17 protein-coding genes are annotated in these 18,176 nt (G+C 33.1%); 2 read left to right on the top strand and 15 right to left on the bottom strand.

All coding sequences use genetic code 11. The annotated features are described in order from the left end of the window. Positions 1–6: 6 nt before the first annotated feature. A complete protein-coding gene (gene mnmA, locus H600_RS0112790) occupies positions 7–1,194 on the bottom strand; it encodes a tRNA 2-thiouridine(34) synthase MnmA (RefSeq protein ID WP_026729151.1) in 1,188 nt (395 codons plus the stop codon). Positions 1,195–1,338: 144 nt separating this feature from the next. On the opposite strand from mnmA, the gene H600_RS0112785 reads away from it, so the two are divergent. Further along, on the top strand, positions 1,339–3,216 hold the full coding sequence (locus H600_RS0112785) for a PEP/pyruvate-binding domain-containing protein (RefSeq protein ID WP_026729150.1): 1,878 nt from the start codon (positions 1,339–1,341) through the stop codon (positions 3,214–3,216). On the opposite strand, the gene H600_RS0112780 is transcribed toward H600_RS0112785, so the two are convergent. Beyond that, a complete protein-coding gene (locus H600_RS0112780; protein ID WP_026729149.1) occupies positions 3,217–3,774 on the bottom strand; it encodes a DUF4956 domain-containing protein in 558 nt (185 codons plus the stop codon). It abuts the gene before it with no gap. A gap of 160 nt (positions 3,775–3,934) precedes the next feature. After that, on the bottom strand, positions 3,935–4,639 hold the full coding sequence (locus tag H600_RS0112775; protein WP_035108633.1) for a toxin-antitoxin system YwqK family antitoxin: 705 nt from the start codon (positions 4,637–4,639) through the stop codon (positions 3,935–3,937). A gap of 304 nt (positions 4,640–4,943) precedes the next feature. Here H600_RS0112775 and H600_RS0112770 point away from each other — a divergent pair, with 304 nt between their 5' ends. Further along, positions 4,944–5,921, top strand: coding sequence for a fasciclin domain-containing protein (locus tag H600_RS0112770; RefSeq protein ID WP_026729147.1), 978 nt, complete (start codon positions 4,944–4,946; stop codon positions 5,919–5,921). A 52-nt stretch (positions 5,922–5,973) separates the two neighbouring features. Here H600_RS0112770 and yidC read toward each other — a convergent pair whose 3' ends face one another. The 12 genes from yidC to H600_RS0112715 all read right to left on the bottom strand — a co-directional run bounded on the left by yidC (position 5,974) and on the right by H600_RS0112715 (position 18,055). Beyond that, positions 5,974–7,884, bottom strand: a complete 1,911-nt coding sequence (yidC, locus tag H600_RS0112765; RefSeq protein WP_026729146.1) for a membrane protein insertase YidC — start codon at positions 7,882–7,884, stop codon at positions 5,974–5,976. A 79-nt stretch (positions 7,885–7,963) separates the two neighbouring features. Beyond that, positions 7,964–9,577, bottom strand: coding sequence for a CTP synthase (locus tag H600_RS0112760; RefSeq protein ID WP_026729145.1), 1,614 nt, complete (start codon positions 9,575–9,577; stop codon positions 7,964–7,966). A 214-nt stretch (positions 9,578–9,791) separates the two neighbouring features. Next, on the bottom strand, positions 9,792–10,013 hold the full coding sequence (locus tag H600_RS0112755) for a hypothetical protein (RefSeq protein ID WP_026729144.1): 222 nt from the start codon (positions 10,011–10,013) through the stop codon (positions 9,792–9,794). Positions 10,014–10,322: 309 nt separating this feature from the next. Further along, positions 10,323–10,820 carry a hypothetical protein gene (locus H600_RS0112750; RefSeq protein WP_026729143.1) on the bottom strand — a complete coding sequence of 166 codons (498 nt, stop codon included), beginning with the start codon at positions 10,818–10,820 and terminating at the stop codon, positions 10,323–10,325. Between the two features lie 20 nt (positions 10,821–10,840). After that, positions 10,841–11,440 (bottom strand): hypothetical protein, encoded by a 600-nt coding sequence (locus tag H600_RS0112745; RefSeq protein WP_026729142.1) that lies wholly within the window; start codon positions 11,438–11,440, stop codon positions 10,841–10,843. A gap of 5 nt (positions 11,441–11,445) precedes the next feature. Continuing rightward, entirely contained in the window at positions 11,446–11,712 is a 267-nt protein-coding gene (locus H600_RS23255) for a DUF6625 family protein (RefSeq protein WP_342446974.1), read from the bottom strand. Beyond that, positions 11,687–11,812, bottom strand: coding sequence for a DUF6625 family protein (locus H600_RS23250; RefSeq protein ID WP_342446973.1), 126 nt, complete (start codon positions 11,810–11,812; stop codon positions 11,687–11,689). Before H600_RS23250 ends, H600_RS23255 begins: the two co-directional genes overlap by 26 nt. A 151-nt stretch (positions 11,813–11,963) precedes the next feature. After that, positions 11,964–12,200, bottom strand: a complete 237-nt coding sequence (locus H600_RS0112735; RefSeq protein ID WP_026729140.1) for a DUF3820 family protein — start codon at positions 12,198–12,200, stop codon at positions 11,964–11,966. A 365-nt stretch (positions 12,201–12,565) separates the two neighbouring features. Continuing rightward, positions 12,566–14,494: a glucosamine-6-phosphate deaminase gene (gene nagB, locus H600_RS0112730; protein ID WP_026729139.1), complete on the bottom strand. Its 1,929-nt coding sequence runs from the start codon at positions 14,492–14,494 to the stop codon at positions 12,566–12,568. A 32-nt stretch (positions 14,495–14,526) separates the two neighbouring features. Continuing rightward, positions 14,527–15,900 carry a sugar MFS transporter gene (locus H600_RS0112725; RefSeq protein WP_026729138.1) on the bottom strand — a complete coding sequence of 458 codons (1,374 nt, stop codon included), beginning with the start codon at positions 15,898–15,900 and terminating at the stop codon, positions 14,527–14,529. 178 nt (positions 15,901–16,078) lie between these two features. Further along, positions 16,079–16,954, bottom strand: coding sequence for a sugar phosphate nucleotidyltransferase (locus tag H600_RS0112720; protein WP_026729137.1), 876 nt, complete (start codon positions 16,952–16,954; stop codon positions 16,079–16,081). Between the two features lie 9 nt (positions 16,955–16,963). Next, the gene (locus H600_RS0112715) at positions 16,964–18,055 is read right to left on the bottom strand and encodes a mevalonate kinase family protein (protein ID WP_026729136.1); all 1,092 of its coding nucleotides are present in this window, start codon (positions 18,053–18,055) and stop codon (positions 16,964–16,966) included. Between the last annotated feature and the right edge of the window lie 121 nt (positions 18,056–18,176).

Here is an 18,176-nt window from a genome sequence, read left to right as displayed (position 1 = left end):
ATAAAGCTAAGAAATTACTCCCGAACCAACTAATTCATTTTCTAAATACCATGCAACAAATTGACCTTCAGTAATTGCTGATTGCGGTTCATCAAAATGCACATACATTCCATCTTCAAATTGATACAAAATAGCTTTCTGCAAAGGCTGACGATAACGAATTCTCGCCATTACTTCTTTTGATTCACCAGGTTTTAAAGCCATATCTGTGCGAACCCAATGAACTTCTGAATTCCCAACAAAAAGTGCTTTTTTAAACAATCCTGGGTGATTGCTTGACAAACCAGTATAAATAGTGTTTGTTTCCACATCGGTAGCAATTACAAATAAAGGATCTGTAGTTCCTCCTACGTTTAAACCTTTTCTTTGACCAACTGTAAAATAATGTGCTCCTTGATGTTTTCCAACTACTTTGCCCATTGTTGGAAGGTAATTTAATTTTCTAGATTCTGATTTCAATTGCTCTTCTAAAGACAATCCTGAAGTATCTTCAACTTCATAAATTGGATCATTTTTATCAATTTGAACAATTTTGCCCTCTTTTGGTTGCAATTTTTGTTGCAAAAATTCAGGCAAACGAACTTTTCCAATAAAACACAAACCTTGAGAATCTTTCTTTTCTGCTGTTACCAATTCCATTTCAGCCGCGATTTCACGAACTTCTGGCTTGGTTAAAGCCCCAATCGGGAACAATGCTTTTGACAATTGTTCTTGTGACAACTGACATAAAAAATACGACTGATCTTTATTAATATCATTACCTGCAATCAATTGATAAACAGGCTTTCCATCAACTTCAATTTCATTTTTTTGGCAATAATGACCAGTTGCAACATAATCGGCACCGAGACTTAATGCAATTTTCATGAAAACATCAAATTTGATTTCACGGTTACATAGCACGTCAGGGTTTGGAGTTCTTCCTTTTTCGTATTCGTTGAACATATAATCAACGATTTTTTCTTTGTATTCTTCGCTCAAATCAACAGTTTGAAACGGTATTCCAAGTTTTTCAGCTACCAATAAAGCATCATTACTGTCTTCTAACCAAGGGCATTCGTTAGAAATAGTAACCGAATCGTCATGCCAGTTTTTCATAAAAAGGCCAATAACTTCGTATCCTTGTTGTTGCAATAAATAAGCAGCAACACTAGAATCTACTCCACCAGAAAGTCCAACAACTACACGTTTCATCTTGAAATGTTTAATTTTTTAAGGATGCAAAGGTACATCAAATAATAGAAAATTTCACTACGGTTTTAATTACTTTAAGTAATCTCGCAGTAGATAAAACTTATTACTTTTTTTAATTACTTTTAATACTCAATTCGTTGTGTCATGAATAAATTTCTTTACAGCATTATTTTATTTCTTCTGACTTCATCTATTTCCGCTCAGAGATTCAGTGCGTCATTGCCTGATTATGAAGCATACAAAGCATTTAAAGGCAAACCATTGTCAGATAAATTTTCAAATATCGAATCGGTAAAAATTGTTTATGATTTGAGACAAAAGAAAATGTATTATTTCAACAGCACTTTAATTCAACACCATTATGATTTTGTTACCGATTATTTAGGATATGATAAAGGTGTAGAAGTATTTAATGACGACAATTACAGCGACACCGAAAAAAACCGAGATTATCTTCTCGGAAATTTAAACCATGTAAAAGGAACTGACAAATGGGTTTTCGAACTTGCAGCTTCTGATCATATGCCAATTCTGTTGATTGAACGATTCTACAATTTGATTGTACAATCAACATTTATAGGGACTCGCTTGAACTTTTATTTGAATAATCCTGAAAAAATGGAATGGCATCAACAGCAAAAATTTAGAATTCCATGCGTAAAATCAGATTATATTTTTAACGAAATAAAATACCAAGAAGTGGTTTCAGGAAGCACAATCGGAATTCTGAAACAATACAAATTAAAAGATTTGGAAAACATAAAACCTAAAGCAGACGAAATTATAGTTTTAGACGGCACTCCCGATATTTTGCCAAATGTAAGAGGTATTATTGTCAATGAACTCCAAACTCCATTGAGCCATTTGGTTCTGTTAGGAAAAAACAGGAAAATTCCAATTATGGCCTATACCGATGCTTTTAAAGACAATACGATCAAACGATTATTATTTAAAAAGGTAGAAATAAAAATTGGTATCGACACTTTTTACATCAAAGAAACGGACAAAAAAATTGTTCTGAAATCCAATTCAAAAAAGAAAAAATTAATAATCGACAATAGCATTACAGATTTAGTCAGCCTAAATACGATTCCGAAAAACGGAGTGAATTACATTGGTTCTAAAGCGCAGAATATGGCATATTTAATAGCGATTTCAAAACAAATTCCTTTCAAAACACCTGAAGATGCCCATGCGATACCATTTTACTTTTACACAAAACACATTCAAAAAAAATCTATTTCTCCTTTAATAGAGGAACTTTTAGCCAATTCTCAAAAAGATTCTATGGTTTGGATTCATCAGCAATTGAAAAAAATCAGAGAAGCGATTAAAAAAGAGCCTATTGACCCTGAGTTAATTGCAAAATTAAATCAGACTTTCAAAAATGCAGCTTTCAAAAATTTCCGATTCAGATCATCAACAAATGCCGAAGATTTAGACGATTTTAATGGCGCTGGATTATATGATTCTAAAACAGGAATTTTAGGCGATAGCATCAAAACTTTTGAAAAAGCAATTAAACAAGTCTGGGCAAGCGTCTGGAATGAAGCATCTTATACTGAAAGAGAACTGTTCGGTATTGATCAACACAATATTGCTATGGGTGTATTGGTGCATCGTTCTTTTCCAGACGAACTTGCAAATGGGGTTGTAATCACCACAAATATTTTCAGAAAAGACTTTCCCGGAATAACTGTAAATGTTCAAAAGGGAGAAAACTCAGTAGTAAAGCCGGAAAAAAATGAAGTCTGCGAACAATTTGTTGCCTATCATTTAAACGATGGCAAAAACGACACTGATTTTGATGTTGATTACACTTCCAATTCTAATTTAAATAATAATGAACCCCTTTTAAGCCGAAAAGAAATGAGTACGCTTTTTCTTGCTAGCAAAAAAATTGAAGAAAAAATGTATCGTTATTGGCGAAAAAACAGATTTCATCCGATAGATATCGAATTTAAAATTGTAGGCGAAAATCGAGATCTATACATCAAACAAGTGCGTCCTTATAATGATTAATCAATAAAAAACCTGCAAATCAATTTCGTTTGTGACTGTGTTTACAAGCACAATTTTGAATTCAAAATCTGAAATATTTATTTTTTCAGAAATCGCTTTTCTAATATTTCCATTCTCTAAGGAAAAACCATTTTCCAGTGGAATTTTCAAATCAACTGTATTCAAAAATTTCGATGCTTTTCTATTAACAATAATTGATGCCACAATATAAAACCCGATAATAATGATTTGGAAAAAAAGCAATATCTCGATCTTTTCAAAAGGGTACATAATGTCCAGAATAGACAAAGTGATCGTTGCAAAGAGAAAAATAATTGCATTGACAGTAAACGATTGTGTTCGAAAGCGCAAAATGGAAAATATAGCAAAAAGACCAAATCCAATTCCGACTCCGATTTCAATTTTGGTAAACAAATAACAAAGCGAAAAAGTACATAAACCCACAATAACCATTAACGGATTTATAGTTTCATTATCTTTTCTGTTAGAGAAAAAATACAAAACCAAAATTGAAAAAAACAGTAAAAAAAATCGGCCAATCAATTCGTTTAAATCCATTTACAAAATTTTAGTAAATCAAATTTAAAAAATAGTTTGCCACGAATTCCACGAATTTTCACTAATTTTTCTACTATTAGTTAAGTCAAAAAATAATTCGTGAAAATTCATGGAATTCGTGGCAAAAAAAATAGCCTGCAGTTCAGGCTATTTTTTGTATTTATTCCATTTTAGGTTTTGAATCAGCCTGATAATTGCTTTTCGGGTCACTCATATTAACTTCTTTGGTTAATTTGCCTTTTGCATAAAACTGCCACATTCCAACTTTTTTACCATTCAAAAATTTCCCCTTAGAAGCCATAATACCTTCTGAATCGTAAAAAATTGCATCACCATTATAAACATTGTCTTTATAAGTTGACTGTTCTAAAAGAATTGCATTTTGACCGTATTTTTTATAAATCCCTTCTTTTGATCCATTTTTATAAGTCATTTCCTCTGCAATTTTAGCATCTGGATAAAAAACAGATCTTTTGCCCTCTAACTTTCCATTTTTGTAATTTTCCAGCGTCATAACAATCTTTGAAGCCTTATGATAGTATCTCCATTCTCCTTCCCTCGCTTTTCCAATTTCCTTTCCTTCGCTCACTTTATTTTTATTTTGGTCATAAAAAATAGTATACGAACTTCCATCATTTGCTGTAAAATCACGTGTTGCTATAACGTCGCCTTTTTTTGTGTCATCAAAAAACTTAAAAACTCCCGTTTCTTTTCCGTGACTAAAAGTTCCTTCATAACGTGGGCGTTTTGAAGTTTCATAAGTTCCTTTCCAAACCCCATCTTTTTTACCATTTGAATCTACTTTATTAAATTCCTGAGAAAAAGATACTCCACATATTAAAAATAAAATCCAAAATTTTTTCATAATCCGCTTTTCTATATAACTTCTAAAATTGAGTTTTAGTATTTGCAAAATAAAAGCATTTTGGCCTCACTACAGCATATTTAAAGCAGAATTTAAGTTAAATATTGTTTAACCTTTTCAAGTGCCTTTTTTATTCAAAAAAATTAGAAACACTAAAAAACAAAAGATAAACAATTGAAAATCACCAATTCAAAAATTAAACAACAATGTTAAATAAATACTAAAATTAATATTTGTTTAATTTTTTACTAAAAAGATTAAACAAAATTATTAATTTTACTATGCAAACGAAAAAAAATGTATTATGAAAACAATCAAAACTAAATTAATTGCTTTACTAGCATTAATTTCTTTCGTCAGCATATCATGTAATAATGACGATGACGAATCATCTCAGACACCCCAAACAATTGTATCTATTGCGAAAGCAAATCCTAATCTTAGCTCCTTAGTTGCTGCACTAGAAAAAGCAGAATTAACTAGCACACTGAACTCTTCTGGTTCTTATACCGTTTTTGCCCCGACAAACACTGCATTCAGTGCATTTTTATCTGCACAAGGCTATGCCAATCTTAACGCAGTTCCTGTTACTGCACTAAAAGAAATTTTGCTTAATCATGTCTTAAATGCCAGAGTAAAATCAACTGAAATTACTACTGGTTACGTCAAAACTTTAGCGAAAGGAAATGCCTCGACATCGAATACAATAAGCATGTATATTGAAAAAGGCAGTAGTGTAGACATTAATGGCGGAAAATCAAATGGAGGAGCAACTGTAACTGCCGCAGACATTGAAGCATCAAACGGAATAATTCATGTAGTCGATGGCGTTATTGGATTGCCTACAATTGTAAATCACGCAGTTGCTAATAAAAACTTCACTACTCTTGTAGCTGCATTAACCTTTAATTCTGCTTCAGGATTTGCTGGAATATTATCTGGGACAGCAAATTCTCCTTTTACAGTTTTCGCACCAACAAATACCGCTTTTTCAAGTTTCCTTAGTGAGACAGGATTTTCAGGACTAAGCGCGATACCAGCAAATGTATTAGAAACGACTTTAAAATATCATGTCGTGGCTGGAGCTAACCTTCAATCAACTGCTTTGACGAACGGACAAGTAGTAAACACTTTTGCAGGTCAGAATTTTACAATTAATTTAACCGGCGGACCAAAAATTACTGATGCAAATAATCGAATCACTACTATTATTGCTACAGATGTTCAGTGCTCAAACGGTATTATCCATGTCATAGACAAAGTCTTACTTCCAAAACTTTAAACACAAAAAAAAGTCTCGTTAAACAACGAGACTTTTTTATAATCTATAAAAATTATTTCCTTTTATTTTGAGCTTTTGCTGCTTCCTGCTGCTCCATAACTTCTTGAAGACGCTGTTGGAACTTACTTGGCTTTTTAGGCTCTCTCTGTTTGTTTTCTTGAATCTGAGCGTGAATTTTATCACTGTCAACAATATAATTTTTAATTACAAACATAATTCCGATTGTAATTAAGTTCGAAATAAAGTTGTACAAACTCAATCCAGCACCATAGCTATTGAAGAAAATCAACATCATCAATGGCGAAACATAAATCATGATTTTCATCATTTTTGCCATATCAGGCATACCTTCTTGCTGAGGCGCTGCCATTTGTTGATCTCCTGAAGTCATTTTCATGTAGAAGAAAATTGCAATTGCAGCCAAAATTGGAAACAAACTGATATGATCTCCATACAATGGAATATTAAAAGGTAATTTTACCACAGAGTCAAAAGAAGATAAATCGTCTGCCCAAAGGAAACTTTTTTGTCTCAATTCGAATGCTGCAGGGAAAAACTGGAACGACGCATACATAAAAGGAAGCTGAATCAGAGCCGGAATACATCCTGCCATTGGGTTTACACCTGCTTTATTGTATAGTTTCATTGTTTCCTGTTGTTTCTTCATTGGGTCTTTTTTGTATTTTTCTCCCAATTCAGCAATATCCGGACGTAAAACTTTCATTTTTGCCTGAGACAAGAATGACTTATAGGTAATTGGCGACATTCCTACTTTGATAATAATAGTAAAAATGATAATTGCAATTCCTAATGACAAGCCTATTGTAGAACTTAAAAATCCAAATAACGGAATAAAAATCCATTTGTTGATCCAACCAAAAATCCCCCATCCTAAGGGAATGATTTTATCGAAATTTTTATCATAAGACTTTAATGTCTTATAATCTACAGGCCCCATATACAAACTCATTTTGTAATCAACCTCACCATTTGAGAATGCTAAAGGTAAATTAGCTTTGAATTGTTTTGTGAAAACAGTGTCAATTTTTTCGTCTTTAACTAAATCATCTGAATGCAATTTTGAAGTTTCAAACGGTTTTTCTGAAGATAAGATCGTTGCAAAGAAATGTTGTTTGAACGCTACAAAACTAACTTTTGTTGGCATTTCTTCTTTTCCTTGTCCATGCGAACTTACGTTATTGTATTTTGATTCTTCGTATTTGTAATCAATCTGAGCATAACGATTCTCATAAGAAACACTTTTCTCGTTTCTGTATGTTTTTAAATCCCATTGCAAATCCAATGGCTTAGAAGCATTCAAAACTTTGTTTAATCCTTGAGAACGAATATCAAAACCAACTAAATAATCATTTGGTTTTAAAACATATTTATATTCTAAAAATTCATTTGCACCCGCTTTCAAACGCATTGACAAAACTTGATCTTGCCCAACTTTTTCTAATGTTGGCTCAAAATACAAGTCTTTAGAATTTAATGTTCTATTGTCTGTAGTTTGCAACTGAATATTTAAGTTTGAGTTATTGTTTTTAATCAACTCAACTAATTGCCCTGAACCTTTTTTTAATCTTTCGAATTCCTTTAGAGTAGCTTCAACAATATAACCACCTTTATTAGCAATCTTTAATCTTAATTTTTCATTTTCGATTGTAGTAAAAGCTTCTTTTGCAGAAGGAAGTGTTGCTGAATAAGCAAATCCTCCTAAAGTTTTTTGCAATTGCGCGATTTGAACAGTATCACCCGGAGTTGTAGCAACTGGCAATGCTGCAGTTTTAGCTTTATCAGCTTTAGCTTGGGCTTCTTGTTTAGCAACTAATTCTTTCTTGGCTTTTTCAGCAGCAATTTCTTTTTCAGAGGGCTGATTTTGGTACATAATCCAAATCAAAATTCCGAATATCAACACAAAACCAATGATCGAATTAAGGTCTAATTTTTTTTCTTCCATTATTATTTAAAAAAGTTATTCGTTTGAGGCTATTAGTATCTGTTTAATTTAAAAGTTACAGTCTCTTAGAATATAATTATTATTTTTTATGCGCATTTACAGCAGCAGCCACAAAGTTCACAAATATTGGGTGCGGATTTGCAACCGTACTTTTGTATTCTGGGTGGTATTGTACACCAATGAAAAATGGATGATTTTCAAGCTCTACGATTTCAACTAAACCTGTATCAGGATTAACTCCAGAAGCTTTTAAACCAGCTTTTTGCAATTCATCAGCATATTTATTGTTGTACTCATAACGGTGACGGTGACGTTCTGAAATTGTAGTTTCACCATAAATTTTGTGCGCTAAGGTGTTTGGTTTAATATCACATTTCCAAGCTCCTAAACGCATCGTTCCACCTTTATCAGTTACGTTTTTCTGTTCTTCCATTAAATTTACAACTGGATGAGGCGTTTTCTCATTCATCTCTGTTGAATTTGCTTCAGCATAACCTAAAATATTTCTAGAATATTCGATAACAGACATTTGCATTCCTAAACAAATTCCGAAGAAAGGAATGTTGTTTTCACGAACATAACGAACTGCTTCGATTTTTCCTTCAATACCTCTTTCTCCAAAACCTGGAGCAACTAAAACTCCGTCAAGAGTTCCTAATTTTTCTTCCACATTATCAGCATTGATATGCTCTGAGTGAATTGAAATTACATTTACTTTAGTTTCATTTGCTGCTCCCGCATGAATAAATGCCTCTAAAATAGATTTGTAGCAATCCTGCATTTCTACATATTTTCCAACCAAACCAATATTTACAGTTTGTTTTGGGCTTTTTAATCTTTTTAAGAAAGTATTCCAGTTTTTAAGATCTGGAGACGCTTTTTTAGGCAAATCTAATTTCTTCAAAGCTACAACGTCTAATCCTTCTTCAAGCATTAAATTTGGAACTTCATATATAGTAGAAGCATCAATTGACTGAATAACTGCTTCTTTCTTTACATTACAAAACAAAGCTAATTTTTGGCGCAATTCCTGAGACAATTCGTGCTCTGTTCTACAAACCAAAATATCGGCTTTAATACCGCTCTCCATTAATGTTTTAACAGAGTGTTGCGTTGGTTTTGTTTTCAACTCGCCCGCAGCTGCCAAATATGGAACTAATGTTAAGTGAATTACAATTCCGTTATTTTCTCCTAATTCCCAAACTAATTGGCGAACAGACTCTATATAAGGTAGCGATTCAATATCACCTACAGTACCACCAATTTCAGTAATAACAATATCATAATCGCCAGATTTTCCTAGCAATTGCATTCTGTCTTTGATTTCGTTTGTGATATGAGGAACAACTTGAACTGTTTTTCCTAAAAATTCTCCTCTTCTTTCTTTTTCAATAACAGAAAGATATACTCTTCCTGTTGTAACGTTATTAGCCTGAGAAGTAGGAACGTTCAAGAAACGCTCGTAGTGTCCTAAGTCTAGGTCAGTTTCAGCTCCATCATCTGTCACATAACATTCTCCGTGCTCATACGGGTTTAGTGTCCCCGGATCAACGTTAATATATGGATCAAATTTTTGAATAGTTGTACGGTATCCTCTTCCTTGTAACAATTTTGCCAAAGATGCCGCGATAATCCCTTTTCCTAATGAAGAGGTCACACCTCCTGTAACAAAAATATATTTTGTTTGATTCATTCTGTTGTTGTTTGTAAGTAGTTGTGTAAAAAACTTGGCAAAAGTACAAATTTAATTAGACAATTTCTCTATTACAGAATGAGATAATTTTGTAATTTTTTAAACAAATCGATTAGTTGGTTTTGTAATCGATAATTTTAGGTTTTAATTGGGAAGATTTTTAACGATGTCCTTAAATTGACTTCAGATTTCTTTTTAACTGAGTAGAAAAAAATTATTTTAATTCATACCTTAAACTATTATCAAAGAATCGCTCAATTAGTCTTCTATCTTCAGTAATAATTTCTGCAGTACCTTTTGATTCGGCATGAAAGTTTAATTCAACGCCATAATTTGTTTTTAATCCAAAAGGTAAAACAACTTCAATGAGATAAGAGTTGATTTCAAGTACTTTTAGAAAGTAAAATAATTTTTCATAGACACAGATAAAATCCATGCACATGTTAGTCCAAAATCTTTCTTACCAATCTGATACTCGTAGGCAAAGTTGATCATTTATTTTTATGTTTAAATCTAATATTCATTATTGTACAACTTAATAAAGTCTCTTACTAAGGCATAAATGAGACCAAGCACAAATACACCTGTCAGATAAAATCTAAAAGACAGACTTCTGGAATATGATTTTTTTTTAGCATAATCTTTTGGATTGTGAACTTTTATTAGCATTGTTCCCCAAATAATTATGTAGATAGACAATAAAAAACAATGAATTATCCAATCTTCGTATTTAAATTTCATAAAATCAATTTATCCTCCGCAGTAATCTGTAATACACAACTTTACCTGTCTGCGTACCATCATCTAAAGTCAACATTAAATCCCCCTTTTGAGCAATACCGTCAATATTCTTCGCAAAAATATTTGTCCCCCATATTTCTAAATAATTTTTAATTTCAGGGTTATCAATAATCACAAAGGCACCATACATTTTATAATTAGGCACTCTCTTTTTTGGAAAAACATCAAAAGCTTTACGTAATTCTTGTTTTGAATATTCTTTATTACTAGAAACCATCATTGAATATACTTTACCGTCCTCTGTAAACTCAAACCATTGATAAGGCTGAGGCCATGGATTTACTTTATTTACTGAAGGATTTGGCAATGGAATCATTTTCCAAAACCCCACCAATTCTTTTGCTGTTGCAGGACCTCCTGCCGAAGATTTATTACTTGTATCTTGTGCAACTACAGTAAATGTAAACAGTAATAAGAAAAATAGTTGTATGATTTTTTTCATTTGAGAAATATTATTTTTTTTTAAATCAGTGTTTTTTTTAGCAATTCAAAAACTTCACCTTCTTTCGTATCATAACGAATCAATCCCTCTTTTTTATCCCAGTAAAAAGATTGTAAATAATTATTGCCACCATTATTTGCATTAACTCCATCTTCTACATGATATGTATGATAAATTCTATTTTTTATTGTTGATAATATAATATCTTCTTTTTGAGGAAATAAACTTTGAAACCTTTTATCGTATATCAAACCAAAAAGTCCAAAAACGGGAAAACTCTTTTGATCAACAGCTTCTTTACTAATAGATATGCCGCCATCACAATAAGGTTCATTGTAAGAGGTCTTTGCTTTTAATTCAATCCCCATTACATGATCCTGAATTGTTCCAATTTCATAGCAATTACATCCCTTATTCCCATATGTTTCATACTTATCTTTAACAGTCAAAGTATCAAATTTTCCAAGATTGCTTTTAAAAATTATTTGTTGTCCTTTTTCATACACTGAAAACCATTCTTTTTCGTCTTTCGTTAAATGTGTTTTGATACACTTGCAAGTACAGGAATTAAAAAAAATAAAAGTTCCCAATATTATTGTAAGAAAAAAAGTTTGTCTCATATCAATTATTTTGATTTTTTTTCAAGCCAGCTGACAATAATATCGAGGTCACTTTGAGTCCAAAAATCATAATCTTTTATGATCTCAGGAAACAAAAAACCATAGGCGGGTTTGAAATCACAAAGCTTGTAGGGATAATCAATATTGACTTTAAAACCAAGTTTTTGAAATGCAGATGCTTTTATTTCATCGAGTCTTTTGTAAATTATTTTTACATTCTGAGGTTTGTTGTCAATTTTATTTTTATTATCTGTAATAATATAAAAAATCAACAGTTGGGTTAAAAGAGCAAGAATGTATAAAATACGGAAGATACCAAGGAAATTTCCCATACCAGCAAGTAATACTTGCTATTGAGGAAAGTTTAGGCATAAAAAAAAATATTATAATTTAAAAAACACTGACTTGTACACATTTATGAATTCAGTCTTGAACTCTGTGGTATCACTTTGTTTTTGGAAATTATAATATTTTGTATTTCAAACTTATAAAAAAAAATTTAAACTACAAAAGATTTTTCCTACTATTTAATAGGTTTTGGATATTGCTTCTTTATATTTCGAATCAATTCTTCCAAACCATTTAATTTTAGCTCATAAATGAGTTGCAGTTGTTGCCCTAATTCTCCTTTTGGAAATCCTTTATTATGATACCAAACAACATAATATTCAGGCAAATCAATTAAATATTTTCCTTCATATTTCCCGAAAGGCATTTTGGTGTGGGCTAATTTTATGAGTTGTTTTTTGTCTTGATCCATAGTTTTTAAGAAGAAAGAAGCAAGAGGAAAGACTTATACTTTCTTCTTACTCCAATTGTATGCAAAGCTATTATTTATTTGCCACAGATTAAAAAATAGTTTTCAGTCTCAGTCACAGTTTACAGTTTTAAAACGAAGACTACTGTAAAGACTGGAAAACTTAGAACCTCACAATCTTAGAACCTTAGCCTCTTTAAAAAAAAGAAGCAAGAAAAAAGAACTTATTTTCATTCTCCCTTCCTGCTTCAAAATTATTTTTAAAGTTTTCAGTCGCAGATTTCAGTCACAGTTAAAAACTGAATACTGATACTGATACTGCGACTGCAAACTGTGACTGATAACTAAAATCTTAGAATCTTAGCATCTTAATAATGCCATCTCACGAAAGCTTCCATTGCAGCATAAGTCGCCAATCCTAATTGATGGTATAATTCTGCTGTTTCGCGGTTTCTATCTTCTGCTCTCTGCCAGAACTCTCTTGCATCAGTTCCTTGAAAAACAACTCCATCTTTTTGAGATTGGTGTTTGAAAATTCCGTGACGTTTTGCTAAAACCTGATCAGGGCTCATTGGAACTGCCATTTCAACTTCGTCAATTCCCCATTCTTGCCAAGCGCCACGGTATAACCATAACCAGCAATCATCCATAAATGATTTTGGTTTTAAAACTTTTACCGCTTCAAAAATAGCATCTAAACAAACTTTATGGGTTCCGTGCGGATCTGCTAAATCTCCAGCTGCGTAAATTTGGTGTGGCTTAATTTTTTCAATTAAATCAACCGTCAACTGAATATCTTCTGGTCCGATTGGTTTTTTCTCGATTGTTCCCGTTTCATAGAAAGGCAATTCCATAAAGTGAATTTGAGAATCTGGCAAACCAACAAAATGACTTGTTGCTCTCGCCTCACCTTTTCTAATTAATCCTTTTATATAACGAACTTCGGGAATATCAATTTCGCTGTTCTTTTTGTTCTGTAAAAATGATTCTGCTTTTTTATAGATATCATCTGCCTCAGCACTTTTGATTCCGAATTTCTCGTTGTAATCAATTACGAATCTTGCAAAACGCAACGCTTCATCGTCGGCAACTGCAATATTTCCAGATGTTTGGTACGCCACATGCACTTCGTGCCCTTGTTCTTGCAAACGCATAAAAGTTCCTCCCATACTGATAATGTCATCATCAGGATGCGGACTGAAAATCAATACACGTTTTTTAGCTGGCTCCGCTCTTTCTGGACGATTTGAATCATCAGAATTTGGTTTTCCACCTGGCCAACCTGTAATTGTATTTTGTAATTTATTAAATATCTTAATATTAGTATCGTAAGCCGGGCCAGAATCTGCCAATAAATCGCTCATACCGTTTTCGATATAATCAGCATCTGTAAGCATTAAAATTGGTTTTTTAAGATCTAATGCCAATCCTAAAACCGCTTTACGAGTTAATTTGTCTGTCCAAACGATTTTTTCAACCAACCAAGGCTTGTTGATTCTCGTTAATTTTGAAGAAGCTTCTTTATCTAAAATAAAAACTGCATTGTTATGTTCTTGCAAGAACGAAGCTGGAACTCGGTTTGTAACTTCATCCTCAACAGATTTTTTTACAATGTTAGCTTTTCCAACTCCCCAGGCCAATAAGATTACTCTTTTTGCTTCCATGATTTTTTTCACTCCAAGTGTGATTGCTGTTCTTGGTGTATTATTTAATCCGAAGAAATCTTTGCTTGCGGCAACTCTTGTAATATGATCTAAAGCTACTAAACGTGTTTTTGAGTTTTGAAGCGAACCCGATTCGTTAAAACCAATATGTCCATTTCCTCCAATTCCAAGAACCTGCAAATCGATTCCGCCTAAAGCTTCTATTTTAGCTTCATATTCGTGGCAGTAATCTGCGATTTGTTCTTTTGTCAAAAGTCCGTCTGGAACGTGAGCGTTTTCAGGTAAAATATCGACATGATCAAACAGCAATTCTTTCATAAAACGAACATAACTGTTGATTGAGTTTGGTTCCATTGGATAATATTCATCCAAGTTAAAACTAACTACGTTTTTGAAACTCAACCCTTCTTCTTTATGAAGACGAACCAATTCAGCATACAAACCTTTTGGTGAAGAACCTGTCGCAAGCCCTAAAACACAAAGTTTATTCTCTTTTTGTTTCTCTCTCATTAAAGCTGCGATTTCCTGCGCTACTTCTTTTGAAGCTTCTGAAGAGTTTTCAAAAACAACCGTATTGATGTTTTCGAATCGTTTTTCGAAACCTGTTGCTTTGTCAATTTTACTTTTTAACATGATTATAGTTTTTTATTTAGTTTCTCATTTATTTACCATCGTCGGTATTTATGCCCTTTTACAGCATAAAAAAGAATCATTGCATAAGATGGCAAAAGCATCAAATACGCCAGCTGATTGCCACTTCTTGAAGTTGCTTGTGTTCCAGCTGCAATATTTGCTGTATTTATAGTTTCAGTAATTAAGCCATAGAATAACGGAAAAATAGCTCCTCCGATAATTCCCATAATTAAAATGGCGCTTCCTATTTTAGTATAACCGCCCAAATCTTCTAATGCCATAGGCCAAATTGCAGGCCAGCAAAGCGCATTTGCCAGACCTAACAAGGCCACTAAAAGAATCACAACTGGCAAAGCTGGAATTCCTGGCAACTGAATCATAAGTTTAGGCGAGATTATAACAATTGCTAAAACTAAAATGATTCCTAAAACTCCTGATCCTTGTAGTGCTGTTACTTGTGAAAGATATTTTGGAATTAGGGTTATTCCTAAAATATATCCAACAACCATTGCCGACATGGTGAAAGAGGTTAATTTGAGATAAAAATTCCCTTCGTCTCCATAAACTCCCAATTGCTTTCCAAAACCTCCAATTGAATCTCCCGCCAAAACTTCGGCAGCCAAATACAGCATTAATGTTATCACTCCCAAAACCAATTGAGGTCGTTTCAATGCATTTTTAATTTGTTTAAAAATACTCAGATTTGAAATATCACCTTCTTCATCCAAATCAATTTCTGGGAGTGGCGAAAGCTTTACCAAAACAGCTAACACTATAATAATCAATCCCATATAAAGATAAGGCCTTTGCAATTGTAATGCAAGAGAATTTAAAGCATTTGATTTTGAAACCGAATCCAGCATTGCAATTTTATCAGCTGTAAATTCCTGCATATTAGACAAAACCAAAGCTGTCAATATAATTGGCGCTACAAATCCAGCTAGTTTATTCGCAATTCCTAAAACGCTAATTCTCGCAGCAGCACTTTCTCGTGGACCAATTACTACTACATAAGGATTTGAGGCCGTTTGTAAAATTGCTAAACCTGTCCCCATGACAAAAAGTGCAATTAAAAACAATAAAAAAGTACGGCTTTCGGCAGCAGGATAAAACATAAATGCTCCTAAAGCGATTATCAACAATCCCAGCGAAATACCATTTTTATAACCTACTTTTTCAATCACCCAAGATGATGGCACTGCCATAACAAAATAAGCAATGTAAAAAGCAAAAGTCACAAAATAAGCTTGAGACGACGATAGCTCACAAGCTAATTCAAAAAATGGAATTAATGGTCCGTTTAGCCAAGTTACAAATCCGAGAATAAAAAATAATGCGGTCAAGATAACCATCGGAATAATTGCACTCCTATTTTCAGCTGGTATGACGTTTTCAATGTTTGACATAATACTTTTGGGTTGATTGTTAATAGATTTTTCTTTTTTTTCAATCTAATTTAGAACCAACACTAAATCATTTATTTGCATATTTTACGCAAATGTATGCATTTTTTTTGCAACAGCAAAAATAATTGAATAAATGATAGCAATCCTAAATTAGTTATGAAATTTTTGTTACTGATTTTTAAGACTCCCAATCAAGTACGGGATAGTGTTTTTTAAGATATTCTTTTACATCTGAAATATCTTCTTTTGCCGTCAAATCAGGCACATGCTCTGAAAATGGTATCCCAATTGTCGTATTCGGATTTGCTTTTACAGTATTCAAAAGAACAGTCGGAAGCTCCTTTTCATCTCTTTCCAAATTCACTGGACAATTTTTAAGATGTGGATACAAAGTATGCCCATTAAACTTAAAAGCATTCATGCTTACCCTGATTTTCCCCTCTACATCTTTATAATTTTGCAAATCATTTGCAGTCGGCTTTTCTAAAATATCCAAAAGCTGATTGTTTTTATCCAATTTTGCAATGGCAAAACGCGAAATCCTTTCTGAAGGAAACTCCAAAGCATCGCGATCATAACTAATAAAGGCATTCGGGCTTTCAGTTTTTCTCAATGCCAATAATGCTTCAGCAGAATACAAATTATCACTGTTGCAAACTGAATACTCCATTTTATTCAATTCCGGAAACTGCTCAACTGCTTGAAACAATGCATCTGCAGTCCCAAAAGGTTTTATTCTACCTTCAGGAATATACTGTACGGCAAACGAAATATTCAAACCGTGGAAATCATTATCGGTATCATGATTTCCATAAAATTCGTTAAACAATTCACCCTGTTCTCCAATAATAATATAAATGTTTTTATAGCCTGCTTTTTTTGCATTTAACAAAAGATAATCCAGTAATGGCCTTCCACTTGAACCAACGCCAATTAAGCCTTTACTTCTTTCATTTGCCTGAGCAATTTCTTCCGCCGATAAATTATTTGTTACTGCTTCTTTTTTCATGCGCGACGAAGCGCCGCCCGCAAGAATAACTAAATTGTTGTGCATATTTTATTTCTAGATTTCAATGTTTTCAATAATTCTCGCACCCGGATCAACAGATACGCCATAAGCCTCTTGCGCGCCGGCTTGCAAAATCGCCTCAATAACTTGAGTTTCATTTTTCGGATCTGCAATTACAACAATGCTACCGCCACCGCCTGAGCCAACAATTTTTGCCCCATAAGCACCTGCACACAAGGCCGCATTTATCATATCATCAATTCGCGGCACGGTAATTTTCAATAAATCACGTAAAACCTCATGGTGCTGATTCATCCAAAAGCCAATTTTTGCAAGATCCAAAACTGGCTTTTCAAATTCCTTTAACGCTTCTTTCGTATAATGGTAATTTTTCAGAGCCGCTTCAAAAAACGGAATTAAGCGATCCGGAAGGCAGTTTTTATATCGATCAACATCTTCAATTTCAGAAGCCTGCAAATCAAAATCGGGATAATTTTGTTTTACAATATCAATTGACATCAAAGCATTCCCTTTCAGTTCCCCAATCAATCCTATCGTCTCTTTTGGAACGCCCGAAACACCTGTAATCAAACCTTTTAACTCTGTCCCAATAGTACGATAAGAAAAAGGAGCTTTTGTATTGATATAAACAATATTCCCTATACCAATACTAAAATGGTCCATCATGCCGCCAGGTTCTCCATGCTCTAAAACCTCCGACGCATAACCCATTTTGGAAATAAACTCTGGAGTTGGCTCTTCATCTACACCAAAAGCTTCAATCAAAAAACGAATCCACGCCATCAATAAAGCTGACGAACTTGATGTCCCCGAATTAATTGGAATATCACCTGTAATTGTAATCGTATAACCACATGAAGGCACACAACCATGTCTGCGCAAAACACGCAATGAAGAAGCGAAGTAATCTCGCGGTTCCAGTTTTTCAAAAGTTGCATTGATATCAATGACACGCACTTCATTAATATCAATCATATTAATGATAAATGTATCTGATTTATTTTGTTCTGCCGTCAACCTTATATTTCGGTCTATTGCACAAGCTATAACAGGCAATCCTAAATAGTCCTGATGATCTCCAAAGAGACAAGTACGGCCCGGGGCTAATGAAGTAATTTCTTTCATGTAAAAATTTTTACATTAAAATATTAAAAATCAGTGATTTATAATATTATCGGTTATAAATTTATTTTATATTTTCGTTTTTGATTTTACGAAACTATATATTATATTTTGATAAAACAAG

Source organism: Flavobacterium denitrificans DSM 15936 (genome assembly GCF_000425445.1).
In the GTDB taxonomy this organism is placed as follows: domain Bacteria; phylum Bacteroidota; class Bacteroidia; order Flavobacteriales; family Flavobacteriaceae; genus Flavobacterium; species Flavobacterium denitrificans.
This window is presented reverse-complemented; position numbering and strand designations above follow the sequence as displayed.